Origin of the sequence: Fredinandcohnia quinoae (genome assembly GCF_022427965.1) — a bacterium.
Classification (GTDB): Bacteria; Bacillota; Bacilli; order Bacillales; family Bacillaceae_L; genus Ferdinandcohnia; species Ferdinandcohnia quinoae.
This window is the reverse complement of the sequence record NZ_JAKTTI010000002.1, coordinates 200,342-224,898: the sequence shown is the minus strand read 5'-3', so window position 1 is coordinate 224,898 and position 24,557 is coordinate 200,342. Positions and strand designations below refer to the sequence as shown.

Sequence of the window (24,557 nt, the reverse complement as noted above, 5' to 3'; positions counted from 1 at the left end):
ACAGAAAATGGTGAGAAACAAGTTTACCAATCTACTATATAATGAAGAGAAACAAGCGTTAAAAATCTATTTGTTTTCCTTTTATGTGACTTTAGTCTTATATGATTTGTTATTTTATTATATATATCCAAAATTTATTACCTCTACAGAGCCTGGAAAATATTATTCTATCGATATTAGTTTAATAATTTATATCACTTTTTTCGGGTTATTACCATTATCACTTTATTTGATAAAAAGAGGTAAACATTATTCTGTTAAGTATGTTTATATTTCTTGTTATGTTGTACTTTCGGCTATAAATGATTGTGTTGTCTTTTGGGATGACTCAAGTAAATATTCAAGCGGTAGTGCTATAGAATTAATATTAGTCTTGTTTTCACCAATATTTATTAATAAACGATTTTTTTGGTTTGCAACAATTGCAACAACTTTTAGGTATTTGCTAGTTGGTATTTTAATTGGAGATAGGATCGTATTTTTTCCAATCGTATTAATCTTAATTCTAGCAGGAATTGCCTACATTCTACTAAATCGTTTTGTATCATATGTAGACGCGCTAAATACCTCACATGAACAGTTGAAACATAAGGAGAAGTTGGCGTTTATAGGGCAGATGGCTACGTCACTAGGGCACGAGATAAAAAATCCATTAGCGTCTTTGAAAGGATTCACACAATTACAACGAGAAAAGTATCCCGGGGATCAACATTATTATTCGATTATGGAGCAAGAGATTGAAAGGATTAATTCAATTGTTAATGATTTAATGGTGATTGGTAAGCCTCGATCTACGAATTTTCAAAAGAATAATATAAAGGATATAATTGCGTATGTGATTTCAATTTCAAAGCAACTAGCATGCGAGAAAAAAGTTACCCTGGCTGCAGTTCTTGAAGACGAGTTACCTCTAATTGAATGTGATGAAAATCAGCTCAAACAGGTTTTTATTAATTTGATAAACAATGGAATAGAATCGATGGATCATGATCATGGTGGAACATTGAAAATACATTCAAGCATCGTTTCTAAAAATTTGTTGTCAATTCGTGTTGTTGATCAAGGTAGTGGAATTGATAAGTCTGAAATTGAAAAACTTTTTGAGCCCTTTTATACAACAAAACCAGAAGGAACTGGCCTTGGGTTGATGGTGACGAAGAAAATAGTTGAAGATCATCAAGGTGAAATTCAAGTTGATAGTGAGATTAATAAGGGTACCACGATAACAATTACGTTGCCAATTTCGCAAAAATAGAATTACTAGACTAAGCATTTATCTTATAGGTAGATGCTTTTTCTTTTTGGAGAAGGTAAATGTATTCGATTAGCGAATTTTATATAGAAGAGTTGATGTAGGGGGGATATGGGTGAAGTCACAGGAATTCATACAATTTGACGGGATAGGGTTAGCGGGGCTAGTAAGGAAAAAGGAAGTTCATCCGAAGGAATTAATAGAAGCTGCGATTACTAGAATTGAGGAAGTAAATCCGAAGCTAAATGCAGTAGTGAATAAAATGTATGAGAAGGCTATTAATGAAGCAAGTCAGAATAAGTGTTCAGGTGCATTTAATGGTGTGCCAATATTATTGAAGGATATTCAACAAGAGGTTGCGGGTGAGCTTATAACATCTGGGTCAAATGCATATAAAAATTATTGTGCAACAGAGGACTCCGAGTTTGTAAGAAGATTGAGAGAAGCGGGTATGATTTTTCTTGGACATACGAATGTTCCCGAATTTGCTTTAATGGGAATAACAGAACCAAAAGCATCAGGACCAACCCGAAATCCATGGAATACAGACTATACTCCAGGAGGATCAAGTGGTGGATCGGCAGCAGCTGTAGCGTCTGGTATGGTTCCGATTGCTGGTGCAAGTGATGGGGGTGGCTCAATTCGAATTCCAGCGGCATATACAGGTCTTTTCGGAATTAAGCCAACTCGTGGGAGAACACCCGTTGGACCATCATACGGTAGGATTTGGCAGGGTGCATCTGTTAGTCATGTACTGACACGTTCTGTGCGTGATAGTGCAGCAATATTAGATGAGATCAGTTCTGTGGAAAAGACGAGTGCATTTACCCCACTTCCCTTTTATGGGAGTTATCTTGAAGAGTTATCGAAGCCCGTTTCTAAGCTGCGAGTTGCATTTACGGTTAAATCTCCTTTAGGAAGGGATGTGGATCCTAATTGTAAAGAGGCAGTCTATCAAACAGCTAAACTATTAGAGTCAATGGGGCATATGGTCGAAGAGAAGGATGCGCCAGTTGATGGTAGGAAAATAGGGAAGAGCTACATCACGATGTATTTTGGTGAAGTCGGTGCAACTATCGCCTCTTTACAAGGAAATCTTGGAAGGAAAGTTACGATGAAGGACGTCGAGCCATCAACATGGATGCTTGGACTATTGGGTCAATCTGTTTCTGCGAGTGAATTTGTATTAAGCATGAGAGAATGGGATGAAGCAGCAATCGCAATGGAGAGATTTCATGAAACATATGATATTTATCTAACACCTACTACAGCATCACCGCCTGCCAAAATTGGTGAATTAGACTTAAAGCCAAGTGAAGAGAAGTTAATAAAAGCTGTGAGCAAGTTCGGAATGGGGAAAATATTAAAGAAAACAGGAATTGTCGATCAACTTGTAGAAAAAAGCCTATCACGTACGCCATATACACAGTTGGCAAATTTGACAGGGCAGCCAGCAATGTCAGTACCTCTTTGGAAAACGTCTTCTGGGCTTCCACTCGGGGTGCAAATGATTGCAGCAAGAGGAAGGGAAGATATTTTGTATAGACTTGCTGGAGTATTAGAACAAACAGGACAGTGGATTGATGTGAAAACAAATGAAGTTTTTGCCCAGTAAAAAAACAGGATCTAGTCCTGTTTTTCTATTTTAACCTCTGCTTCCTCATCACTATGTTTTTCAAACCACATCTTCATATTCGTTAAAATTGAAAAGGCAAAAAAGAAGTTCATTGCCAATACACCTATTAGTAGATTGATGTTATCAAAATAAATAGAAGTATAGCCTTTTAATTTCATGATAATGAATGATTCTACGACTAATAAAATAATGCTTAGAAAAGCAGCCGCCCCAGTTCGAACCATATGAGTATTTCCCCCTTGTTATCCGCAACTAAAATTTTCTGATTATTTTTACAATATCATATAAATGAAAAAAATAACAGTAATTTACTCAATTGCAATGAATAATTTGTGAATTGCTCAATTATTCACAAATATATTACTAATCTATGAAAGGATCTGTAAATGACGACCATTTTTTTGTAAAAATGATACATTATAAGTGTAAACAGTATCTAATCTTTTAAAAGAATGGGAGTGAAGAAAATGTTTGTAAAATGGCTTAGGGAACATGTAAGTGCTGCGGTAATTTTAGTGGTTTTGCGTTTGTATCTAGGGTATTCTTGGCTAACAGCTGGTTGGGGCAAGATTACAGGAGGATTTGATGCCAGTGGATTTTTAAATGGAGCAATTGCTAACTCTACTGGTGATCATCCAGCAGTTCAGGGCTGGTGGGCTACATTTCTTGAAGGATTCGCGTTGCCGAATGTTGAGCTATTTAACTTTTTAGTAGCATGGGGTGAATTTTTAGTAGGGATCGCACTTATACTTGGCGTATTTACAACATTCTCTGCTCTAATGGCAGCTCTAATGAACTTTGCATTTATGTTCTCTGGAACAACTAGCACAAATCCACAACTTCTCCTATTAACCATTTTTGTCCTAGTGGCTGGTGCGAATGCAGGTAAATTAGGTGGAGATTATTACATCATTCCATACATCAGAAAAATAATGAAGATGGAGAAGAAAGAAAAGAGATTAACAACCTGAATATAAATACATGAAGCTCTCAGATTTTGAGGGCTTTTTTATTTTCGATAAAAATGAAACCATTTTCAAGTATGATAAGTCTTAAGAGTGCCCGCGGAAAGGAGGATCAATTATGGAAAGTGACCACATCCATTTGAATTTGGAAAATGAAATGGATTTTACTATAGATGATAAGTCAAAAGTGATAGATGAAATGATGACCTTATATTCTAAGAAGGTCTATTTACTGGCATATTCATTCGTAAAAGATCAAGGTTTGGCGGAGGATATTTCTCAAGAAGTATTTTTAAGATGTTATCAGTATCTCAAAAATTTTCGAGGAGAAGCCTCAATCAAATCTTGGTTATACCGCATAACTGTTAATCTCTCGAAGGATTTTATTAGAAAAAAAGGTTTTCAGATACTAAAGTTTCCGATTGAATTTTTTGATGGTATTAAGAAAAGTGAGAGTACAGAGGAAGCGTTTTTAAAAATGATTCAGAATGAACAGCTTTTACAAAATGTTTTATCACTCCCAATCAAATATCGTGAAGTGATTGTTCTACACTACTTCAACGAACTTAAAATAGAAGAAATAAGTGAAATGTTAGAAGTCAATGCAAATACAGTAAAAACAAGGCTTGCAAGAGGCCGAAGTAAATTAAAGGAAACAATTACTACGATGAAAGGAGATACTTAAAATGGATAAAGATCTAGAACAGGTAAAGGAACATTATGGTGAACATTATTTTAATGACGAAATTGCTAATCGAATAAAAAATCGTGTTCATGCAAGTCTCAGAGATATAGAGTCTGTGAATGAACCTAGACATATTAAGAATAAGTGGAGCCTGTGGAAAAAAATCTTTTATTCGTCTGGAGCTGCAATAATAGCTCTTGGTTTAGTTATAGGTTCTGGTTTTGTATCGCAGGCGATGGCTGAGGTTCTTCAAAAGATTCCATACTTGAACTCGATTTACGAGTCTAAACAAAAACAAACGGAATCGATTACTGCTATCATACGAGAAGAATTAAGTTCGAGAAATTATAACTTCGGGATTAGCCATTATCCCCATGAAAAAAAGATTGAAGTATTTGTAGAAGGTACAAAAGAATATTACGAAACTATAAAAGAAGACGTGTCGAAAATAATAATAGATAGATTATATTCGGAGAACCATGGTGCTTATACGGTTATAGTAACTAATCTTAATGAAGGGAAAAGCCCATATAAGTATCAAGAAAGAACATGGAGATTGCGGGAGAATATTGAAATGGCATTAAAAGCCGGGGGATATGAATTTATATCTGCAATTGTCGGAATTGATGATAATGAAAGAGGTATTCTACTAGAAATCCCCGAAACAGAGAGAAGAGTGGATGAAATAAAACAAGTTGTTCAGAGTGTGGTTCTGGAATATGAGAAAGGTACTTTTGAAATAGAAGTTAATCGAATTGATCCTGAAAAAGCAGAGCGTAAACAAAAATGGGAACCAGTTCTTGATACAATATTAAGTGGAATGAAGGGATACAGAATTGAACAAATAGGTTATTCATTTGACATATCGCCACTCCCTCTTTCAATACATACTTCTATCGATTCCACGGATAAGAATGCAAAAGAACAGTTAAAGGAAATCGAGAGTATGGTAAAAAGTTTTCTAGAATCTGAGGATATAAAAGCAATAATAAAAGATGAACCATATATGATTGAAATGTATGATAAGGATAACAGGAAAATAAACTAATAGGACTGGAGACCGTAATTTTGGGCGGTCTTCTATTTAAGTGACAGGAAAAAAATTTGCAAAAAGAATATTTATACAATATAATCAACAATACGCCATTTTGAAAATTACATAATAATTAGATATTCGTTCCTTTGAAAACGTTTGTATATGATGACGCCATGAATTAGCAAGGTTAATTCATGGTTTTTTGCGTCTATTTTTGAATTTGAATGTGAAGGGGTGGTTGATGGATGGGGGTAGAACAGCATCCGGATTATGAGAAGGAGATCGAGTGGCTAGATTTTACAAAGCAATATATGAAAATTGTGATTAAGGCTTCTGAATCGAACGAGGAGAACTTTCGTGAAAATCTGAAGGGAGCACTAGAAGGTGTGGATTTTAAGGATAGTAGTTTTAACTATATCAATATGCTAACGAATTCAAATCTCCTACGAAGAACGAATGAAGAAGTTCGAAACCTGAAACGAAACGAGAAAAAGCCATATTTTGCCCGAATTAATTTTAAGCGAGATGAAACAGGTCTAGAAGAAATCCTCTATTTCGGTAAAGTGTCGCTTTTCGATAAGGAAACCCAGCAACCCATTATAGTAGATTGGCGTTCTCAAATTGCAAATCTATATTATGATGGTAGATTAGGCGAAGTATCATATAAGGCTGAGGGTGAAGAGTACGAAGGATATCTGTCACTAAAACGGCAATATATCATTGATGATGGCGAACTCGAGGAAATACGTGATGTTGATTTAACGACGACAGATGAACTTTTGCAAAAATCTCTGTCGGAAAGTGCGAGTAATCGACTTACTGATATTGTTTCAACCATTCAAGAGGAGCAAAACAATATTATTCGAGCTGATTTAAATAAGCCAATTATCGTTCAAGGTGCTGCTGGGAGTGGAAAGACAACAATAGCTCTACACCGTATCTCCTATTTCATCTATACATACGCAGAGTATTTTTCACCCGACCAGCTTATGATCCTTGCACCAAATCGGCTGTTCATCGACTATATATCAGAGGTTTTACCAGAGCTTGGAGTCGATAACATTCTACAGACAACGCTAGTTGATTTTGTGAAAAAATGCATTAGTAAACCAATTAAACTACTCAGTCCTGAAATGAAGCTGCTTGGATTTATTAATGGAGACTTTAAAGACCCTGATATGGTCAGATGGGTTGCCAAATTTAAAGGTTCATTCGAGTTTCGAGATATACTTGACCATTACTCAGAGGATATTTTACAAACCTTACTACCAGAGGATGATTTTTTCGTATCAAAATTCCGGTTGTACAAGGCGAGGGATTTGAGACATTTAATAACACATGAATATCGATATCTCCCATACTATAAAAGAATCGAAAAGGTAAAAAAGATTCTGCAAAATACAGTTCGTTTAGAAAAGAAAAAGATGCTTCATAAGGTTACTAGTTTTTATGATGATAAGCTCGATAAGGTATTGTTCAAGACAAAAATTGACCCAGAAAAGCGAAGAAGTTACGTCATAAAAGCAATGGATAAAAAGGAAGCATTAATTGAGGAGATAACAAAGCAATCTCGAACAGCAGTTAATGCTTACATTAAGAAGCTTCCTAACCACGATTTATTTTATTATTATAAAAAACTCGTTACCGACCAAGAATTATTCGCAATGTATGCTTCAGACCTATTAACAGAGGAGCAAATTCAATTTTTTTGCCATTATGAGACAAAACTACATCTCGAGAAATCCTATGAACAAGAGGACTTAGCGGCACTCCTTTATTTACAAAGCAAGCTATTTGGGATTAAAAAAGAGTTAAAAGCTCGAAATGTCGTGATTGATGAAGCACAGGATTATAGTTATTTCCAGCTTATTGCCTTAAAAAGTGCACTTGAGACTGATATGTTCACGATTGTTGGAGATTTAGCCCAAGGTATACACTCATATAGAGGGATCAATGATTGGACACCAGTTCTAGAAGAAATTTTCCCTAGGGCTACTTATAAAACATTACAGAAAAGTTACCGAACGACGATTGAAATTATGAATGCTGCAAACGAGCTATTAAAGCTATTGCAATTGGAGCTGCCATTGGTTGAACCGGTTGTTAGACATGGAGAACAGCCTGTATTCCACAAAATCAATGGATCAGAGAAAAACACAATTACTGATCTAACAAAAGAGATTGAAGATTTGTATGCTGATGGCATGAAAACGATTGCAATAATTGGCAAAACAAATAAAGAGTGCAGTAAGCTAGCAAAGGCTTTCAAAAAGTATTCAGAACTGCCGATTCAGCTTTTAAAGGAAAATGAAGAAATTAACAAAGAAGAAGTTGTTATTGTAAGCTCTCACTTGTCGAAGGGTCTAGAATTTGATGCGGTCATCATCTATTCAAATGAAGAAAAATTTACGGAAAATGAAATTGAAATCAAGTTATTGTACGTGTCAATGACAAGGCCGTTGCACAGGTTATTGTTTTTTGGAACCGATTTAAGTAATTTTATATTGCACAAAGTAAACCGAGATTTGTATATAGAAAACCCTCCGCATTAAAAAACGGAGGGTTTGGAATTAAAATAACTTCGTTGTCCAGTCTTCCACATTCCATACATCTGTAACAACATCCTGGTAAAACTCTGGCTCATGGCAAATTAACAAAATGCTGCCTTTATATTCTTTAAGTGCACGTTTTAATTCATCTTTTGCGTCTACGTCAAGATGGTTTGTCGGCTCGTCTAGAAGTAAAATATTTGTTTCCCTGTTGATGAGCTTACAGAGGCGAACCTTTGCTTTTTCCCCACCACTCAATACCTCAACCTTACTTTCAATATGCTTCGTTGTCAGCCCACATTTTGCTAAGGCCGCGCGCACTTCATACTGGTTAAAGGAAGGAAACTCATTCCAGATTTCTTCAATACAAGTATTATAGTTTGCATTTTTAATTTCTTGTTCGAAATAGCCAATATCTTGATTGTCGCCACGTTCAACTTCACCTGAAATCGGTCGATTCAAACCGAGAAGACTTCTTAAAAGTGTCGTCTTTCCAATTCCATTCGCACCAACTAAGGCAATCTTTTGTCCTCTTTCCATCCGTAGATTTAGCGGCTTTGAAAGTGGTTCATCATAGCCGATTACTAAATCCTTCGCCTCAAAAACAAGCTTAGTAGAGGCTCTACTACCTTTAAAATAAAATTCTGGTTTCGGCTTTTCTTTTGCAAGTTCGATGATGTCCATTTTATCGAGTTTTTTCTGACGTGACATCGCCATATTTCGCGTTGATACACGTGCTTTATTACGAGCAACAAAATCTTTCAACTCGGAAATTTCTTGCTGTTGTTTTTTATATGCAGATTCTAATTGTTGCTTTTTCACTTCATATACCGCCTGGAAATTATCATAATCTCCAACATATCGGTTCAATTCTTGATTCTCCATATGATAGATAAGATTAATTACGCTATTTAAAAATGGAATATCATGTGAAATTAAAACAAATGCATTTTCATATTCTTGCAGATAACGCTTGAGCCATACGATATGCTGCTCATCTAAATAGTTCGTCGGCTCATCAAGTAATAAAATATCTGGTTTTTCCAATAGAAGCTTTGCAAGCAGTACCTTTGTACGCTGCCCACCACTTAAATCTTGGACATCACGTTCTAAACCGATATCCTCCAAACCAAGTCCACGAGCGATTTCCTCAACCTTTGCATCAATCACGTAAAAATCATTATTTGTTAGCACATCCTGAATTGTACCCACATCTTCAAGAAGTTGCTCTAATTCTTCAGGGGATGCTTCTCCCATTTTGTTGTAAATTTCATTCATTTCTGCTTCCATATCAAAGAGATATTTGAATGCACTATTTAGAATGTCGCGAATCGTTAACCCCTTCTCAAGAACGGTATGCTGATCAAGATAACCTACACGAACATTTTTAGACCACTCAATTTTTCCTTCATCAGGCTCTAATTTTCCAGTAATTATATTCATGAATGTTGATTTTCCTTCACCATTCGCACCGATTAAGCCAATATGTTCACCCTTCAATAGACGGAATGATACATCATTAAAAATCGCTCGGTCACCAAATCCATGACTTACATTTTTGACTGTTAAAATACTCATCTATATACACCTATTTTCATCAAAGTTAAAAAAACACATAATTTGATTATAAACGAGAGAATAAGCGGTTGGAAAGAGAACAATGCTGTTAACATTGTAAAAAAATTCATTTGTCCCAAATAATCTGATGACTTGTCTCATATGTATAGAGTATCGAAAAAATAGATAAGGGGCTACAAGATGAAGACTTTTTTTAAAGGAGCACTATTATTAGTGATTGCAGCATTTGTTGGTGAATGTGTTGAATTCTTAGTAAATCTCGTACTTGCCAGGGAACTTGGGGGACATGGGATGGGGCTATACATGACCATTTTGCCGTCAATCTTCCTTGTTGTTATTTTAGCAAGCTTGGAGCTTCCAGTCTCAATATCAAAATTTATTGCTGAAAAGGAGTCGAAATACCACCATAGCATGCTGAAGCATGCAACTATATTCGCAACTGTATTTGCAGCAATTATTATTTCATTATCATTTGTGATTTTACCATTTATACCAGTGTTTGATGAATATCATCCATTGGTAAGATGGGTTGTCATAATCCTGATTCCCATTGTTTCGTATACCTCCATTGCAAGAGGCTATTTTATGGGAGTCCAATCTATGGGGAAAATTGCTATTAGTAACTTTTTGCGGAAAGCGATTCAATTACTAGTCTTAGTCTTTGTGTTTCAATTATTGGAGTTCAAGCTGCAAACATCAATCCTTATTGCTTTATGTGCATTGGTAGTCAGTGATATCGTCGTCTTAGGTTATTTAGGCTATGAATATATAAATCAATTAAGACTATTAAAACGCAAGCCAACCGCATTTTTAGGCGGTAAAATGGTACGGAAAAACCTATTAGCAGTCTCATTACCAACGACAGCGATGCGGATATTTCATGCAATCTCTCACGCTATTCAACCATTTTTAATTAAAGCGGCACTGATGAGGGCAGGGCTAACCACGACTGTTGCTACCGAACATTTTGGTCTGATGACAGGTGTTGCGTTAACAATCGGTTTTTTCCCAGCATTCATTGCTCATTCATTTCTCATTGTACTTATTCCAACTGTATCAGAAGCATATGCGAAAAAAGATGTTGGACTCCTTCATAATCTATTACAGCAGGTAATGAAGTTGACTTTCTTATACGGGGTACCTGCTGTGGTCATTTTTTACTATTTCGCTGAGCCTTTAACTCATATATTCTTTGAATCGTCAGCTGCAACAACTTATCTACAAATGCTCTGGCCGTACTTTTTGTTTCACTTCTTTTTAATACCAATGCAAGCCTATCTTATTGGACTTGGACTTGTGAAGGATGCATTCATTCATAATGTTTGGTCAACGGTTATCTCATTTTCAATCATGTTTGTTCTTGGATCCATTCATTCACTACAAATGGAGGGAATCATTATTGGGATGAACATGGGTGCTGTTTTATTAACGTTGATGCATTATTTAACGATTTGCAAAAAAATTGGCATATCAGTATTTTTAACAGGTCCATTGAAGCATTCTATTTAAAAAGCATTTGTTCAATTAACGTATTAATGTTATGATATCATTGGTAGATGTCTAGCTGTCATCCATCAACATGTATATGCTATCTAGTTTAAAGTTCAATTATAAAAACAAAGTACGGTAAATGGTAGAATAATAAAATGTCTAACCATGGCCTAACTTCTATATTTTAGAGGTTAGGCCATTTTTTATTTCTATTAACGTATGAAAATTTAGAGACAGTCAATTTTTAAATGCAGCAAATATTTGCTAGCTTTTTAAATATGCGTTTTGTAGGGGGATTTGTAGTACGAATGTCAAGAGATGTTTTTACAAAGCAAGAGGAATTAACATATTTAAGTAGTTATATAAGTAAACAGATTAAAAAGAAGTTTGGTAAAGGGCCAGAAGCTTGTTATACATCTATTTCCGATCAGTACGTCGTAATCAATATCAAAAAGTTTATGACGCAAATTGAGTCAGAATTAATAAGAAAGGATGAACATCTTATTGCTCAAACCATACGGTCAACCATAATGAAGGACTTATTATCCCCCCTTATTGATACTTTACAGGAAATGTTCGGGAAGTTGATTGCAACCATCTATCAAGATTGGAACTTTCATAATAATACCGGAATATTAATCGGGATATTTCAGGAAAAACAACAATTCAAAAACGATGGGGATCATATAGAATTTCAGATTTTAAAGGATGAATTCATGAAACAAAGTGAAACTTCTATATTTCGTCCAGAGAATATAAGTGTTGACAAAATTAATATAGATACAGTAGTAATCAAATGTTCTGACTTATTAATGCCAATTGAAAAGATGATGATTGACAAAGGATATGTTCACATTTTACAGGAAAGAGAACAAATAATTAGGAATAGGTTTCGAAGTAATAAAAGTAGATTTGAGAGAATATTATCCAAGGATTTAGAGGATATTTATTTGATATGGGATTACGAGAATAATAATAGTTATACGATATTTTCTGGTAAATAAATATTCTTAGCCCCAAATGTTCATACTACCTATCATATGGGAATACTAACAATAATGGGAAGTATGTTACAATATGTAAGGCTGATGAATTAAAGTCATTAGTTATTGTGACTGATCCCTTTAGGTGGGATGACTTGAATCTACAAGAAAAGATTAAGTACATAAGCAGTTATACGAGTAAGCTTTTACGGAATAAGTTTGGGCGAGGGCCAGAATCCTGCTTTGCTATAACAGCTGATCACTTTTTAGTTTTAAATATCCGTGGATTCATTTCTCCAATGGAAGAGGTTCTTCTTCGGGAAAGACAGGATATACAAGTAGATTATGCTCGGAATATTGTCATAAATAGTATTCTTGATGAATTAAGAGGTGTTATTCAGGTAACGTTGGATACTGAAGTTGCTTCTTTTCTTCATGACTGGAATTTTCCAAATAACACAGGGGTAATCATCGTTATTCTTGAATCCAGTCTTATTGAAATGGAGAAGGATCAACAAAATATTGATTTTTCATCTCTCGAAGCAGAGGTTTCAAGAATCAGCTATTTGGTTGAAAAGACTCCAGAGGAAATCTACTCGTATCAAATTTCTCCGAAAATTTTTATCGTAAAACGTGTAGGTATTTTAGTGCCGATTGAGAAAGCATTGATTGAACGGGGCTTTAGACAGGAACTGCATGTTACAAAGGACTCTTTAGAAAAAGGTTTTCTGCATAAGCATGGGAGATTTGATCAAATATTTAAACAGCAGGTTAAAGATATTTTTGTTGACTGGGATATGAAGGAAGACTATAGCTTAATATGTTTTATATTAAAATAATGATTGGTAAATGCGAGGATTGCTCAGTACTGGGTTAAGCCTTAGGCATGGCCTAGCTTCTATGTGAGGTTAGGCTGTTTTTTATAGGAAATATATGTCTTGAAAATAAATTTTTTTAGTTATAATTGACTGAATTTTTCATATAGGAGAGATGATAGTGGAAAGAATTAAGTGGAAGTCTTTATATTTTTCAATGTTTCTGTTATGCAGTTGTCTTCTTCTTATTGGAGCGCAATTATTTTTTTTCGAGTATGAACTAGAGTTAGTTATCCTTTTTATTTCAGCTATTCTTCTTATTTTTGCGATCTGGGAATCAAGAAAGAACCTTGCTTTTCGTAGTTTAGTAGAGGATGCACCATACGCAATCGCCATTACTAAGGATAAACAGATCGTTTACATTAATAGCACTGGAAAGTTTCTTTTAGGTGCGGATAAGATGGAAACGTATAAGGGGAAATCAATTGATGACTTTATTCATCATGATTCCTATAATCCTACAAGAAAAGTAGAAAGAGGTCATAAGTTTAAGAGAATTATTGAAGGTAGGATCAATCATCCAATCCTCAAAGAGGTTCATGTTGAGCAGAAATCGATGCCAATTGTTTTTCAACGGGAAAATTGCGAGTATGTTGTTATAAGAGATATTACAGAAGTAAAAAAAAGTCAGGAACTCATCCAGCAATCTGATAAGCTTTCAATGGTAGGAGAACTAGCTGCAGGGATCGCACATGAAATTCGAAATCCATTAACCAGTGTAAAAGGATTTGCACAACTTGTTCAACATGGTGGTACAAAAGAAGAGCTTAATAGCTATTCGGAAATTATGAAATCCGAGATAGATCGAATTAACGGTATTGTCGGGGAACTATTGTTTCTTGCAAAACCGAAGAAGCGTCATTTAAAAGAATTTAAGATTAGTACATTAATTCAGGAGGTTGTCTTCCTATTAAATACTGAAGCGATTTTGCATAATATCCAAATTAAAGTAGATTATTTGGGGGAAATGAAGAACATACCTATTAGCTGTGAAGAAAGTAAAATTAAACAAGTATTTATAAACCTGATAAAAAATAGTATTGAAGCGATGGATGGTGGGGGAGTTATTCATATTACAATCCAGTCAAGGGGAAAAAATGTCATTCTACGATTTGCAGATGAAGGCTGCGGTATTCCAGAGGATGTACTGATGAAGATTGGAAACGCATTTTATACAACTAAGGAAAAGGGTACCGGTTTAGGATTAATGGTCTGTCACAGTATTATCCAGGATCATGGAGGGAAATTAAAGTTTGAAAGTAGGGAGGGACAAGGTACAGTTGCAGAAGTTGTACTACCTATCTATCAATAGACCGACATTTGGAAGTCGGTCTATTTTTTTTGCTTCAGAACATTTGCTAGTCGGGTCTGATAAGCAAATGTTTATTCAGATATAGAATCTGTTTCAGGTTTGATAATTTTTAGCCCATTATCAGGGGTGTTTTCTACAATATGTTTAAGAATTGAAAGCTTATTATTCCAAAATTGCTCGTAATATGAAAGCCATTGATGCAGTTCAGACAAAGGCTCTGGAAGAAGGCGATAACGCTTTTCTCTACCGACTTTTTGTCCGCTCACTAATTTCGCTTCAGAAAGAATATGAAGGTGTTTTGCTATGGCAGTACGACTCATAGGAAAATGACTAGTGATTTCAGAAATGGGTAATTCTTTTTTTGAAAGTAGTCGTAACACTTCGCGACGGGTTGGATCAGCGATTGCTTGGAATACATCGTACTTTTGTGCTGCTTCAGCCATTAGTTTGCAACGATCGTCCGAAGCTTTTCTAGAATGCCTGTCCAACCACCGTTCATATTTTCACGAATTGTTGAAGCTGTTTGACCTGCTTTATTAATGATTTCCTCAGAATCCTTCCAACCTCCATGAATGAGAGTGAACTCTGTCTTATCACCTAAATCTTTTAAAATAAAATCAACGAACCAACCTTCGACATCCCATGAAAAAGAAATTCGATTCGGCTCATCTATTTCCAATACTTTACATGGTGATGGTCCGAAAGGTGATTGTAAATGAAATTCATGACCTACCTTCGGAACAAAGTCATTTTGCATAAACCAGGAGGCAATACCCTCAGAAGTGGATACTATATTCCATACTTTTTGTATAGGTGCATCAAAGATAACGGTTTGTTTAATATCTGGTACTGTTGTCATATAAATTCTCCTTTTGCTCTATATGTAAAACCAAATGGTTTCATATTGTATTATATAAAACCATTTGGTTTCATGTCAATATTTCTAATAGTATTTCCATTTTTTTATTGAACTAATATGGTTATATTTGGCCATTTTGTAAGCAAAATGATTCGTTAAATTGTTGCGATTCTAGTAAAAAAGGAGTAAGCTATTTTATGTTATTCATTATGTTAATATATTAGATTGATAATTTGAGGAGGAAATCCAATGGATGTTATGAACATACTAGGATTCGCCATTAGTTCAGGTGCTTTGATAGCTTTATTGAAAATTGTTGCCATTGATATAATTCTTTCTGGAGATAATGCTGTTGTAATAGCGATGGCTACTAGAAATCTACCAAAAGAACAGCAAAATAAAGCGATTATGTGGGGTACAGGTGGAGCTGTTATTTTACGAGTTTTATTTGCAGTTCTGATTGTGTATTTGTTGAAAATTCCGTTTGTTAATTTAATTGGTGGTCTATTACTTCTTTTTATCGCCTATAAGGTTTTGGTTGAAGATGAAGGTGAAGCACATGTAAAATCATCGAATGGTATCATGCAAGCGATTGGTACAATTATTATGGCTGATGCTGTCATGAGTTTGGACAATGTTGTTGCTGTTGCAGGTGCTGCAGATGGACATGTTGGTATGATCGCACTTGGTGTTGCAATTAGTATTCCAATTATGATTTTTGGATCTAAATTTATTGTGAAAGCAATGAATCGTTACGCATGGATTGCCTATATTGGGGCTGGAATTCTTGCGTGGACAGCGGGCGAAATGATCATGAAGGATAAAAAGTTTACTGATTTTGTTCATCTAGAACATGGCCCACTTTCCTATGCAATTGTTGCCCTTATAACTGTTGCTATTTTAGGTATTGGTTATGTGAAGAATAAAAAAGGTGCAGAACGAAAATTAGATCAATCAGCTTAAAATCAAGGACGGACCTCATTTTGAAGGTCTGTCCTTTTTTTGCAGTTAAGAACGTATAAATACTTTCTTACTGCATAAGTGTAACCAAGACAATTCGCCCAAAGGCTTGGCGAATGCCAAGTTTTCTAATGGGTGGCACTTGTTCATCTATATTTGGAGTTAGTATTAAGCTAACGAGCATAAATTCAGGGGAGCGCGCAAATCCCTGGTCTAACGTGCATAAAACGTGTTGAGCGAGCAAATCCCTGGTCTAACGTGCATAAAACGTGGTGAGCGAGCAAATCCCTGGTCTAACGTGCATAAAACGTGTTGAGCGAGCAAATCCCTGGTTTAACGCGCATAAACCGTGTCGAACGCGCAAATCCTTGGGTTACCGCGCATAAAACATGTTGAGCGAGCAAATCCCTGTTCTAACGTGCATAAAACGTGTTGAGCGAGCAAATCCTTGGGTTACCGCGCATAAAACATGTTGAGCGAGCAAATCCATGGTTTAACGTGCATAAAACATGGTGAGCGAGCAAATCCTTGGTTTACCGCGCATAAAACATGTCGAACGCGCAAATCCTCGTCTCAACATTAGTTAAAACTTATATAAATCAAAAAACACCACCAAGGTCGGGTGGTGTTTCGTTTATTTTGCGATTTTTTGAAGCTTTTGTATCATACTCAGGGAGCGGCCGGTGCCTATTGCAACTGATTCCAATGGATTTGAAGCAAGATGAACTGGGACAAAAATTTCCTTGCTCAACCAATCCTCCATTCCCTTTAATAGCGCTCCGCCTCCTGTTAAAATAATACCGCGATCAACAATATCACCGCTTAATTCTGGTGGGCAATCTTCTAATGTTGCCCGAATCGCATCAAGAATACGTAATAAAGACTCTTTTAAAGTTTCTTGGATTTCAGTTGAGGCTAACATAATAGTCTTTGGTAGACCGGTTACTAAATCGCGTCCACGTACGTTCATCTTTTGCTGTTCATGGTCAATTAGGCAGTAGCCAATTTCCGTTTTAATCTGCTCAGCGGTATGTTCGCCGATCAGTACATTGTATTTTTTACGAACATACTGAATGATATCTTCGTCAAATTGGTCTCCCCCAATTCGAACTGTATTACATGTGACAACTCCACCAAATGAAATAATCGCAACCTCTGTATTTCCACCACCGATATCAACGATTACGTTGGCAACAGGTTCATCTACAGGTAGATCTGCACCAATAGCAGCGGCAACTGGTTCTTCAATTATATGCACTTGTTTTGCACCGCAATTTCTTACTGCATCCTGAATGGCCCGACGTTCAACAGATGTAGCCCCAGAGGGAGCACAAACAACTACATTTGGTTTCCTCATTGAAAAGCCGAGTTTTTGTCCAGCCTTTTTCATAATATGACGGAGCATATCACTTGTTACGTTAAAATCAGCAATTACACCCTTTTTTAGTGGACGAATCACAACGATTTTACCAGGAGTTTTTCCGATCATTCTTTTCGCTTCTGTTCCAACTGCAAGTACTTGATTTGTAACAGTATCGATTGCAACAACTGAAGGTTCATTTATAATAATTCCTTTATTTTTACTGTAAACTAAAATATTCGCAGTTCCTAAATCAATTCCGATTTCCAAGTTAGATAACATCATTTTTCCCGCCCTTATAAAGAGTTTGAGTCGTTATATCATTCATCTGAAATTGTCGATTTCTGGGGGTAGGTGACGAATTGCAAATCGTCAGTTCGTTATTCTTTTGTGGAATTAGATTCTCCAAATGCTTACAATATAAGTATAGATATCTAGTGTAAGCCTTACTTAATATAGGAGGTTATAAAATGGACTTTTCGCATATTGTTTCAGAGGATAAAATTCGCCGTGCTTATAAGGATGGTGAATTCGATAATTTGCCTGGCTATGGGAAGCCATTAAAATTAGACGACTTATCAGCGATTCCAGAAGATTTAAGAATGGCTTATCGTGTGATGAAGAATGCTGGTATTATTAATGAGGAGACAGAATTTAGAAAGAACTACTTACGATTGAAAATTTACTTGATAATTGTGAAGATGAGGAACAAAAAGCCATTCTGTACAAGAAATTAAATGAAAGGCAGCTACGATTAAATCAGATTTTAAAAAGTAGGAAAACATCTCATTCAGCCGTTTTTAAAGACTATCAGACTCAAATGTATAATAAATTTAAATAAGTTTGAAGTCAGGGATAAAAGATTCCTGGCTTTTTTATAGATTGTCAAGCGCTTGCGGATATCTCAAATAGGAGGCTTAAAAATGGAAGGTGAGATTGAACTTAAACGCATATATGATCTGGTTGATGATACAGATGGTATTCGAATATTGGTTGACCGACTGTGGCCGCGAGGAATATCAAAGGAAGCGGCACAAATTGACTATTGGTTAAAAGAAATTGCTCCTAGCAATGAATTGCGTAAATGGTTTCATCATGAAGTCGGAAAATATGAAGAATTTAAAGAAAAGTATTTAGAGGAATTGACTACAGATGAGGACAAAAAAGAGAGAGTTAAAGAACTAGTGCAAATTTTACGCAAAGGGAAAGTTACATTCCTGTATGGTGCGAAAGATAATAAGTATAATCAAGCTGTTATTTTGAAGGAGTTTATTTTAAACGAGAGCACCCGGTGCAAAAAAGACTACATGTAATTAAAACAAAAAGCCGTGCCAGTTTAGCACGGCCGACCAAACTTATAGCGCTCGTCAACTTGCGTGTTCAAGTCTTATTAACGGCTAGTCCAAATTCTACTGAAGTTTCACTATATTGAAGTGTACTTATTATTTTCCTTTGGAATTGGGTCGACTGTTGAAGCATCCTGCGATTTTAGTGCTGGAGTAATTGCTCCTATGAAGAAATACGCTCCAATCATTAAAAATACAAACATAATACCCACTGTTAGCCACATTCCTAACATCTGTTATTCCTCCTTTATATTTACATTTAAACCACATTATAACCAATTACGAAAATATTCTCCATACTTATGCTTCTCTTGGTAGTAGTGATTAATTAGTTTAACTGGTGGGAAATACAAGGAAATGAAATGGCTATTTTATTAAGATAGTCCTACGATTTTTCAAAATTGATGAAGTAATGATCACCAAAATTGCGTCGAAGGACAGACTTAAATGCGGAAAATGTGGGTAGTGGGTATTCGTGCTGTGCTCTTAATTGAAGAGTCATTATTTTAATGTTTGTTTTTAGGGATTGGGTCTACCTTTGTCGAGTCTTCTGACTTAAGCGCGGTAGTTAAAGCGAATAAGAAGAAATAAGCGCCAAGCATTAAAAAAATGAACATCACTATTACAGTTAACCACATTCCTACCATTATGCAGCCCTCCTTAGATTTTACGAATGAACATTTCATGATAGAGGATTCTCTCTATACATATATGCTTGGTAAAGCTGTTCTTGCCAAGAAAAAAACAAAAATAAAAAAGCGGTCGAGATTGGCCGCTAATTAATATGTATCATCGTTATTTTTTTCGTAAATTTCCTAATTCTTCTACGAGTGCTTGCATTTCATTTGGACTGAAGGAGTTTTTCTTCATAACTAAATCATAAATATCCTTTAGCTCTTCGTACATTTCTTCATCGAAATGTGAAGGTTTAATCGCTCCAAGATTTAAAACCTTGAGTTTCTCTTTAATACCTTCTATCATAACTTCAACATTTTCAATAGACTTTTGTGTGAGATCCATGTTCTCATCCCCTCATCATTCAGTGTATTCTTATTGTAACATGTTTTTCGAGGAAAAAACGGTTTGTCACAAATTCTGATATGATGGTATTAATAAGTATAGATCTTATTTTTAAGGAGGTACTCAACGTGGTAAATGTGTTATTCGTTTGTTTAGGTAATATTTGCCGTTCACCAATGGCAGAGGCTATTTTTCGGGATATGGTAAAAAAAGAGGGGCTAGAAACGAAAATTAAAATTGATTCTGCTGGAACTGGTGACTGGCATGTTGGTAGGCCACCTCATGAGGGCACACAATCAATTCTTGAAAAATATTCAATCGGGTTTGAAGGTCTCAAAGCAAGACAAGTAGTAAAAGAAGATTTAACAAATTTTGAATACGTAATTGCTATGGATGCTGAGAATTTAGGAAATCTAAGACGATTAGCAGGTTATGAAAAAACAGGATTTATCGGGAGACTGCTTGATTTTGTAAATGATAACAAAATAGCAGATGTACCAGATCCATATTATACTGGTAATTTTGATGAAACATATGAACTAGTGTCGAATGGTTGTAAAGGTCTCTTGGAAACCATAAAAAGTGAACATAATCTATAGATATTAAAAGTAAAATGAGGTGTAGGCATGTCTAATCGAAATAAGATGGTTGAAAGTATGTTAATTGGTGCTGTAATAGGTGCAGCGGTTTCCCTTTTTGATAAAGAAACGAGAGAAACATTTGTACATAATAGTAAACGGGTAGGTCAAAAAACAGTAGATGTTTTGAAGCATCCTGGTGTTTATACAAATCGTCTAAAGGAACAGTTCAATACGATTCGAACAACTGTTGAACAGGTGACCGAGGATGTTCGCTTTGTCACAGGTAAAGTGAATGAATTAACTGAAACAACACCACAAATAATCGATATATTAAAAGATACAAAAGATGCACTTTCTCATAAATCTGAAGTGGGGAGGGAAGATAATATAGAGAGGTGAAGTAATGGCTCGTGAAATAAAATTTGACTTTCATTTTTTAAAGGAGTTGTATTTACGCTATCATGAGGACGAGGTTGGGGGATTAGCTGCAGAGCTTGCTTATTTCTTCCTACTTTCGTTATTTCCATTTTTACTCTTTTTAGTAACACTTATAGGATATATTCCGATTACTGAAATTGATGTTTTAAATTTTTTGGATGAGTATGCACCTATAGGTACGATTGATATGATTGAGAGTAATTTGAAGGTCATTGTCGGGTCGCAAAATGGTGGATTACTATCAATAGGGATCATCGGTACGATTTGGTCCGCATCAAATGGGATTAACTCTATAGTGCGTGCTTTTAATCGTGCATATGATGTAACAGAGAGTCGAAACTTTTTCGTTGCCCGGGGAATATCAATTTTATTAACATTTGCGATGATATTTGTCATAATTGTTGCTTTGTTACTTCCAGTTTTCGGGGAACATTTAGGTGTTTTTATCTTTTCTTTTATGGGGTTGTCAGATGAATTTTTAGATATTTGGAATGCGATTCGTTGGATTGTAAGTGCAGTAATCTTATTTTTAGTGTTTACTTTTCTATATTTTGTTGCACCAAATAGACGTCTGAAGGCGAAGGAAGTTGTCTCTGGTGCATTCTTTGCTACTTTTGGCTGGATGTTTGTTTCATTGGCTTTTTCATACTATGTTAATAGCTTTGCTCATTATACAACTACATATGGTAGCCTTGGTGGGATTATTGTCTTGATGATTTGGTTTTACCTATCTGGAATGATCATTATTTTAGGTGGGGAGATTAACGCAATCATTAATTGTCACCGAATCCGCAAAGACTGCTAAAAAATCTGACACAAATACGCCAAAGTGTATTTGATTTTCCGTAAGTTACCTTATTTATTCGTGGACTTCTGTGACATACTATGGCTTGTAAGACATTGTCTTAACTAATATGTCGTGGGGGTATGTACCCACTATGACCATTTTGTAGGAGGAGACTTATCTATGACGAAGCATACTAAAAAAGACGGTGGCACAAAACAAAAGGGTAAGAAAAATAGTCCAAAGCAAAAAACAAGTAGTTCAGCAAATGGAAGCAACGGTTATCACTAAATAAAAAAGGACTTGGTCTTGTACATTGTACATATGGCCAAGTCCTTTTTGAGGTTAAAGTTATTTCAGTAGTCGTAGTCCGTTTAGGATGACGAGGATGGTGCTTCCTTCGTGGCCGATGACTCCGAATGGGAGGTCGATGAATTGAAGGAAATTTGAACAAATTAAGAGCATGATGACACTAATGGAAAAGACTATATTTTGTTTGATGATTCGGTTCATACGTTTTGACAATCGCACTGCTTCTGCAATTCTTGGCAGATCATTCTTCATTAGAACAATGTCAGCAGTTTCGAGTGCTACGTCTGTGCCTTCACCCATTGCAATTCCAACGCTTGCTGTTGCGAGTGCTGGCGCATCATTAATTCCGTCTCCGACCATACCAACAGTACCAAATTTTGCTCGTAGTTCCTTGATGTGATGTACCTTTGTTTCTGGTAGACACTCTGCAATATGCATATCTATTTTACTTTCTGCTGCAATTGCTTCTGCTGTTTTTTCACCATCACCTGTTAACATGACAGTATAAATTCCCATTTCTTTTAATTCTGAAATTGCCGCTTGAGTTTCTTCTCTCACTGTATCCTTAAGTGCTAAAATTCCTGCAAGTTGATCATTACATTTTACATATACGATTGTTTTACCTTCGGATGCTAATTGCTTCGTAATTCCATTTTTAAAAGAAACTGCTTCAGGTTTCCCAACAAGTTCTGCATTTCCGATACTCCATGTATGATCATTAATCGTTGCTTTCACACCAAATCCAGGTATATCCTCAATTCCATCAGATTGCAATAGATCTTCATTTAACTCTTCTTTCACATATGCAACAATTGATTGAGCTAGCGGATGGTTTGAGTGGTTCTCTATGGTTGCAACAGTTCGTAAAAAATCAATTTTATCAATAGTATCCTGAACAATTATATTTGTAACCTCAGGCTTTCCTTTTGTCAAAGTCCCAGTCTTATCAAAAGCGATTGCTTGTAGATTCCCCAGACGTTCTAAGTGAACGCCACCTTTAAATAAAATTCCGTGTTTTGCCCCGTTTGAAATTGCCGATAATGAAGCGGGCATAATTGCGGCTACGAGCGCACAAGGTGAAGCAACAACTAGTAAAATCATCGCGCGATAGAATGATTCAGCCCAAGTCCAATCTAAAAGATAGTGGGGGAGGAACATCATTAAGCCAACAGCGACTAGCACGATCTTTACATATTTACCTTCAAATTTCTCAATAAAAAGTTGTGAAGGGGATTTTTCACTTTGAGCAGATTGAACAAGTTTAATGATTTTTTGAAAAAGTGTATCTTCACTTGCTTTTGTTACTTCAATTGTAACTGATCCACGTAAGTTTACTGTTCCTGCGAAGACCTCTTCCCCAATTCTTTTACGTACAGGAAGGGATTCTCCTGTAATCGCTGCTTGGTCAACAGTCGTTTCACCTTTTAGTACTTTACCGTCAGCAGGTATTCTTTCCCCTGGCTTAACTAAGATAGAATCTCCCACCTTAAGTGCTGAAACATGTACCACTTGTTCAACTCCATTAAAGATAAGAGTGGCTTCTTCAGGTTGTAAATCCATTAAAGATGAAATTTCTTTCTGGCTTTTGTTCATTGTATACGTCTCTAATGCTCCACTTAATGCAAAAATAAAGATTAAAATAGCGCCCTCTGTCCAATAACCGATAATCGCAGAACCGATTGCTGCAAAAATCATTAGCATTTCAACATTAAGCTCGCGATTTGCGATTGTTTCTTCAATACCTTCCTTGGCTTTGGCATATCCACCAATAAGGAATGCAAGAATAAATGAAATAACTGAGGTAATTTCAAATGAAAAATGCTCTAGCATCCATCCAATTGCAATTAATACACCACTTGCGATCGCTGCAATTAACTCACCATGGATTTTTAATTTTTCTAGAATTGGTGAGGATTTCTTTTCACTTTTATAAATATGATGTGGTCCTGTTACAGACTTAATTTCTGTATTCATTTTCTCGCCCTCCATTTTCTAATTGAGAATAATACTCATTATTTACTGTATAATTGAGAATAAAAATCATAATTATTTAACTTAATTGAGAAAGGTAATCACAATCAATAAGCAGATTAAGTGATTAAATTCCGTCGTTTAAAGATGTCGGAGCTAATTTTATTAATTTCTTCTTTATAATAATTATAATTATAACATATCGATATTGAGTGTAAAGTTATTTATTTTTATAATCATTATAAAAAAGAAAAACACCGCCCCGTTAGCTTGGCGGTGTTAAAACTTTATTCTGCAATTTCCTCTAGGTGAAAATAGGTTGTATTATAAATATGCTCGATATCCGCGTCGGTCATATACATGAGTGTTTCTTTATCAATTTCCTTAACCTTCTCAATAAACTCAACCATATTCTTTCGTTCTTTTCTACACATTATTTTCCTCTCCTTTTTAAATTTTCGCTCTAAATAACTGTATTGATACAGTTTATTATGTTTTAATCTATTATATAACAGTTATCTCGAAAAGGTCAATGAATTTTATAAAAAAGGCAAAAATAATGGC

25 protein-coding genes and 1 pseudogene are annotated in these 24,557 nt (G+C 35.5%); 16 read left to right on the top strand and 10 right to left on the bottom strand.

Annotation, left to right across the window (positions count from 1 at the left end; translation table 11 throughout):
• Positions 1-7 precede the first annotated feature (7 nt).
• The gene (locus tag MJG50_RS02915) at positions 8-1,255 is read left to right on the top strand and encodes an ATP-binding protein (protein ID WP_240252518.1); all 1,248 of its coding nucleotides are present in this window, start codon (positions 8-10) and stop codon (positions 1,253-1,255) included.
• A gap of 112 nt (positions 1,256-1,367) precedes the next feature.
• Positions 1,368-2,867, top strand: a complete 1,500-nt coding sequence (locus MJG50_RS02910) for an amidase family protein (protein ID WP_240252515.1) — start codon at positions 1,368-1,370, stop codon at positions 2,865-2,867.
• An 11-nt stretch (positions 2,868-2,878) separates the two neighbouring features.
• Here MJG50_RS02910 and MJG50_RS02905 read toward each other — a convergent pair whose 3' ends face one another.
• A complete protein-coding gene (locus MJG50_RS02905) occupies positions 2,879-3,112 on the bottom strand; it encodes a hypothetical protein (protein WP_240252514.1) in 234 nt (77 codons plus the stop codon).
• A gap of 243 nt (positions 3,113-3,355) precedes the next feature.
• Between MJG50_RS02905 and MJG50_RS02900 the strand changes: the two genes are divergently transcribed.
• The 4 genes from MJG50_RS02900 (at position 3,356) to helD (ending at position 8,126) form a co-directional block, all read left to right on the top strand.
• Positions 3,356-3,859 (top strand): DoxX family protein, encoded by a 504-nt coding sequence (locus MJG50_RS02900; protein ID WP_240252513.1) that lies wholly within the window; start codon positions 3,356-3,358, stop codon positions 3,857-3,859.
• Positions 3,860-3,971: 112 nt separating this feature from the next.
• A complete protein-coding gene (locus MJG50_RS02895; protein ID WP_240252512.1) occupies positions 3,972-4,538 on the top strand; it encodes a sigma-70 family RNA polymerase sigma factor in 567 nt (188 codons plus the stop codon).
• Position 4,539: 1 nt separating this feature from the next.
• Positions 4,540-5,586: a DUF4030 domain-containing protein gene (locus MJG50_RS02890; RefSeq protein ID WP_240252511.1), complete on the top strand. Its 1,047-nt coding sequence runs from the start codon at positions 4,540-4,542 to the stop codon at positions 5,584-5,586.
• A gap of 233 nt (positions 5,587-5,819) precedes the next feature.
• Positions 5,820-8,126 (top strand): RNA polymerase recycling motor HelD, encoded by a 2,307-nt coding sequence (gene helD / locus MJG50_RS02885; protein ID WP_240252509.1) that lies wholly within the window; start codon positions 5,820-5,822, stop codon positions 8,124-8,126.
• Positions 8,127-8,144: 18 nt separating this feature from the next.
• Here the strand turns inward: helD and MJG50_RS02880 are convergent, their stop codons facing one another.
• Positions 8,145-9,701, bottom strand: coding sequence for an ABC-F family ATP-binding cassette domain-containing protein (locus MJG50_RS02880; protein ID WP_240252508.1), 1,557 nt, complete (start codon positions 9,699-9,701; stop codon positions 8,145-8,147).
• Positions 9,702-9,881: 180 nt separating this feature from the next.
• Here MJG50_RS02880 and MJG50_RS02875 point away from each other — a divergent pair, with 180 nt between their 5' ends.
• The 4 genes from MJG50_RS02875 (at position 9,882) to MJG50_RS02860 (ending at position 14,362) form a co-directional block, all read left to right on the top strand.
• A complete protein-coding gene (locus tag MJG50_RS02875) occupies positions 9,882-11,210 on the top strand; it encodes a polysaccharide biosynthesis protein (protein WP_240252506.1) in 1,329 nt (442 codons plus the stop codon).
• Positions 11,211-11,500: 290 nt separating this feature from the next.
• Complete coding sequence (locus tag MJG50_RS02870; protein WP_240252505.1) at positions 11,501-12,196, top strand: Na-translocating system protein MpsC family protein; 696 nt, start codon at positions 11,501-11,503, stop codon at positions 12,194-12,196.
• A gap of 134 nt (positions 12,197-12,330) precedes the next feature.
• A complete protein-coding gene (locus tag MJG50_RS02865) occupies positions 12,331-13,014 on the top strand; it encodes a Na-translocating system protein MpsC family protein (protein WP_240252504.1) in 684 nt (227 codons plus the stop codon).
• 157 nt (positions 13,015-13,171) lie between these two features.
• On the top strand, positions 13,172-14,362 hold the full coding sequence (locus MJG50_RS02860; RefSeq protein WP_240252503.1) for an ATP-binding protein: 1,191 nt from the start codon (positions 13,172-13,174) through the stop codon (positions 14,360-14,362).
• 71 nt (positions 14,363-14,433) lie between these two features.
• On the opposite strand, the gene MJG50_RS02855 is transcribed toward MJG50_RS02860, so the two are convergent.
• Entirely contained in the window at positions 14,434-14,805 is a 372-nt protein-coding gene (locus MJG50_RS02855) for an ArsR/SmtB family transcription factor (RefSeq protein ID WP_240252502.1), read from the bottom strand.
• Positions 14,805-15,221 (bottom strand): SRPBCC family protein, encoded by a 417-nt coding sequence (locus MJG50_RS02850; RefSeq protein ID WP_240252501.1) that lies wholly within the window; start codon positions 15,219-15,221, stop codon positions 14,805-14,807. Before MJG50_RS02850 ends, MJG50_RS02855 begins: the two co-directional genes overlap by 1 nt.
• 249 nt (positions 15,222-15,470) lie before the next feature.
• Between MJG50_RS02850 and MJG50_RS02845 the strand changes: the two genes are divergently transcribed.
• On the top strand, positions 15,471-16,184 hold the full coding sequence (locus MJG50_RS02845) for a TerC family protein (protein ID WP_240252500.1): 714 nt from the start codon (positions 15,471-15,473) through the stop codon (positions 16,182-16,184).
• 631 nt (positions 16,185-16,815) lie between these two features.
• On the opposite strand, the gene mreBH is transcribed toward MJG50_RS02845, so the two are convergent.
• Positions 16,816-17,823 (bottom strand): rod-share determining protein MreBH, encoded by a 1,008-nt coding sequence (gene mreBH / locus MJG50_RS02840; protein ID WP_240252499.1) that lies wholly within the window; start codon positions 17,821-17,823, stop codon positions 16,816-16,818.
• Between the two features lie 188 nt (positions 17,824-18,011).
• Here mreBH and MJG50_RS02835 point away from each other — a divergent pair.
• Positions 18,012-18,382, top strand: a pseudogene (locus MJG50_RS02835) (DnaJ family domain-containing protein).
• Between the two features lie 82 nt (positions 18,383-18,464).
• Entirely contained in the window at positions 18,465-18,854 is a 390-nt protein-coding gene (locus MJG50_RS02830; protein ID WP_240252498.1) for a DUF488 domain-containing protein, read from the top strand.
• A 110-nt stretch (positions 18,855-18,964) separates the two neighbouring features.
• On the opposite strand, the gene MJG50_RS02825 is transcribed toward MJG50_RS02830, so the two are convergent.
• From MJG50_RS02825 to MJG50_RS02815, 3 genes are all read right to left on the bottom strand, one after another.
• A complete protein-coding gene (locus MJG50_RS02825) occupies positions 18,965-19,120 on the bottom strand; it encodes a hypothetical protein (protein WP_240252497.1) in 156 nt (51 codons plus the stop codon).
• A 273-nt stretch (positions 19,121-19,393) separates the two neighbouring features.
• A complete protein-coding gene (locus MJG50_RS02820) occupies positions 19,394-19,534 on the bottom strand; it encodes a hypothetical protein (protein WP_240252496.1) in 141 nt (46 codons plus the stop codon).
• A 148-nt stretch (positions 19,535-19,682) separates the two neighbouring features.
• Positions 19,683-19,907 carry a DUF1128 domain-containing protein gene (locus tag MJG50_RS02815; protein ID WP_240252495.1) on the bottom strand — a complete coding sequence of 75 codons (225 nt, stop codon included), beginning with the start codon at positions 19,905-19,907 and terminating at the stop codon, positions 19,683-19,685.
• A gap of 128 nt (positions 19,908-20,035) precedes the next feature.
• On the opposite strand from MJG50_RS02815, the gene MJG50_RS02810 reads away from it, so the two are divergent.
• From MJG50_RS02810 to MJG50_RS02800, 3 genes are read left to right on the top strand one after another with little or no spacing between them, the layout of a single operon-like run.
• Positions 20,036-20,506, top strand: coding sequence for a low molecular weight protein-tyrosine-phosphatase (locus tag MJG50_RS02810; RefSeq protein ID WP_240252494.1), 471 nt, complete (start codon positions 20,036-20,038; stop codon positions 20,504-20,506).
• A gap of 27 nt (positions 20,507-20,533) precedes the next feature.
• A complete protein-coding gene (locus tag MJG50_RS02805) occupies positions 20,534-20,887 on the top strand; it encodes a YtxH domain-containing protein (protein ID WP_240252493.1) in 354 nt (117 codons plus the stop codon).
• A 16-nt stretch (positions 20,888-20,903) separates the two neighbouring features.
• Entirely contained in the window at positions 20,904-21,731 is an 828-nt protein-coding gene (locus MJG50_RS02800; RefSeq protein ID WP_431307254.1) for a YihY/virulence factor BrkB family protein, read from the top strand.
• Between the two features lie 330 nt (positions 21,732-22,061).
• Here MJG50_RS02800 and MJG50_RS02795 read toward each other — a convergent pair whose 3' ends face one another.
• Together MJG50_RS02795 and MJG50_RS02790 are read right to left on the bottom strand one after the other, a co-directional pair.
• Entirely contained in the window at positions 22,062-23,996 is a 1,935-nt protein-coding gene (locus MJG50_RS02795) for a heavy metal translocating P-type ATPase (protein ID WP_240252491.1), read from the bottom strand.
• Positions 23,997-24,280: 284 nt separating this feature from the next.
• The gene (locus tag MJG50_RS02790) at positions 24,281-24,427 is read right to left on the bottom strand and encodes a BH0509 family protein (protein ID WP_240252490.1); all 147 of its coding nucleotides are present in this window, start codon (positions 24,425-24,427) and stop codon (positions 24,281-24,283) included.
• Positions 24,428-24,557 lie beyond the last annotated feature (130 nt).

Coding starts and splice junctions, on each gene's coding strand:
- MJG50_RS02895 (WP_240252512.1), top strand. CDS start 3,972: ATGGAAAGTGACCACATCCATTTGAATTTGGAAAATGAAATGGATTTT.
- MJG50_RS02790 (WP_240252490.1), bottom strand. CDS start 24,427: ATGTGTAGAAAAGAACGAAAGAATATGGTTGAGTTTATTGAGAAGGTT.
- MJG50_RS02845 (WP_240252500.1), top strand. CDS start 15,471: ATGGATGTTATGAACATACTAGGATTCGCCATTAGTTCAGGTGCTTTG.
- MJG50_RS02875 (WP_240252506.1), top strand. CDS start 9,882: ATGAAGACTTTTTTTAAAGGAGCACTATTATTAGTGATTGCAGCATTT.
- MJG50_RS02890 (WP_240252511.1), top strand. CDS start 4,540: ATGGATAAAGATCTAGAACAGGTAAAGGAACATTATGGTGAACATTAT.
- MJG50_RS02825 (WP_240252497.1), bottom strand. CDS start 19,120: ATGTTAGGAATGTGGCTAACAGTGGGTATTATGTTTGTATTTTTAATG.
- MJG50_RS02880 (WP_240252508.1), bottom strand. CDS start 9,701: ATGAGTATTTTAACAGTCAAAAATGTAAGTCATGGATTTGGTGACCGA.
- mreBH (WP_240252499.1), bottom strand. CDS start 17,823: ATGTTATCTAACTTGGAAATCGGAATTGATTTAGGAACTGCGAATATT.
- MJG50_RS02900 (WP_240252513.1), top strand. CDS start 3,356: ATGTTTGTAAAATGGCTTAGGGAACATGTAAGTGCTGCGGTAATTTTA.
- MJG50_RS02870 (WP_240252505.1), top strand. CDS start 11,501: ATGTCAAGAGATGTTTTTACAAAGCAAGAGGAATTAACATATTTAAGT.
- MJG50_RS02805 (WP_240252493.1), top strand. CDS start 20,534: ATGTCTAATCGAAATAAGATGGTTGAAAGTATGTTAATTGGTGCTGTA.
- MJG50_RS02820 (WP_240252496.1), bottom strand. CDS start 19,534: ATGGTAGGAATGTGGTTAACTGTAATAGTGATGTTCATTTTTTTAATG.
- MJG50_RS02815 (WP_240252495.1), bottom strand. CDS start 19,907: ATGGATCTCACACAAAAGTCTATTGAAAATGTTGAAGTTATGATAGAA.
- MJG50_RS02795 (WP_240252491.1), bottom strand. CDS start 23,996: ATGAATACAGAAATTAAGTCTGTAACAGGACCACATCATATTTATAAA.
- MJG50_RS02830 (WP_240252498.1), top strand. CDS start 18,465: ATGGAAGGTGAGATTGAACTTAAACGCATATATGATCTGGTTGATGAT.
- MJG50_RS02850 (WP_240252501.1), bottom strand. CDS start 15,221: ATGACAACAGTACCAGATATTAAACAAACCGTTATCTTTGATGCACCT.
- MJG50_RS02905 (WP_240252514.1), bottom strand. CDS start 3,112: ATGGTTCGAACTGGGGCGGCTGCTTTTCTAAGCATTATTTTATTAGTC.
- helD (WP_240252509.1), top strand. CDS start 5,820: ATGGGGGTAGAACAGCATCCGGATTATGAGAAGGAGATCGAGTGGCTA.
- MJG50_RS02915 (WP_240252518.1), top strand. CDS start 8: ATGGTGAGAAACAAGTTTACCAATCTACTATATAATGAAGAGAAACAA.
- MJG50_RS02855 (WP_240252502.1), bottom strand. CDS start 14,805: ATGGCTGAAGCAGCACAAAAGTACGATGTATTCCAAGCAATCGCTGAT.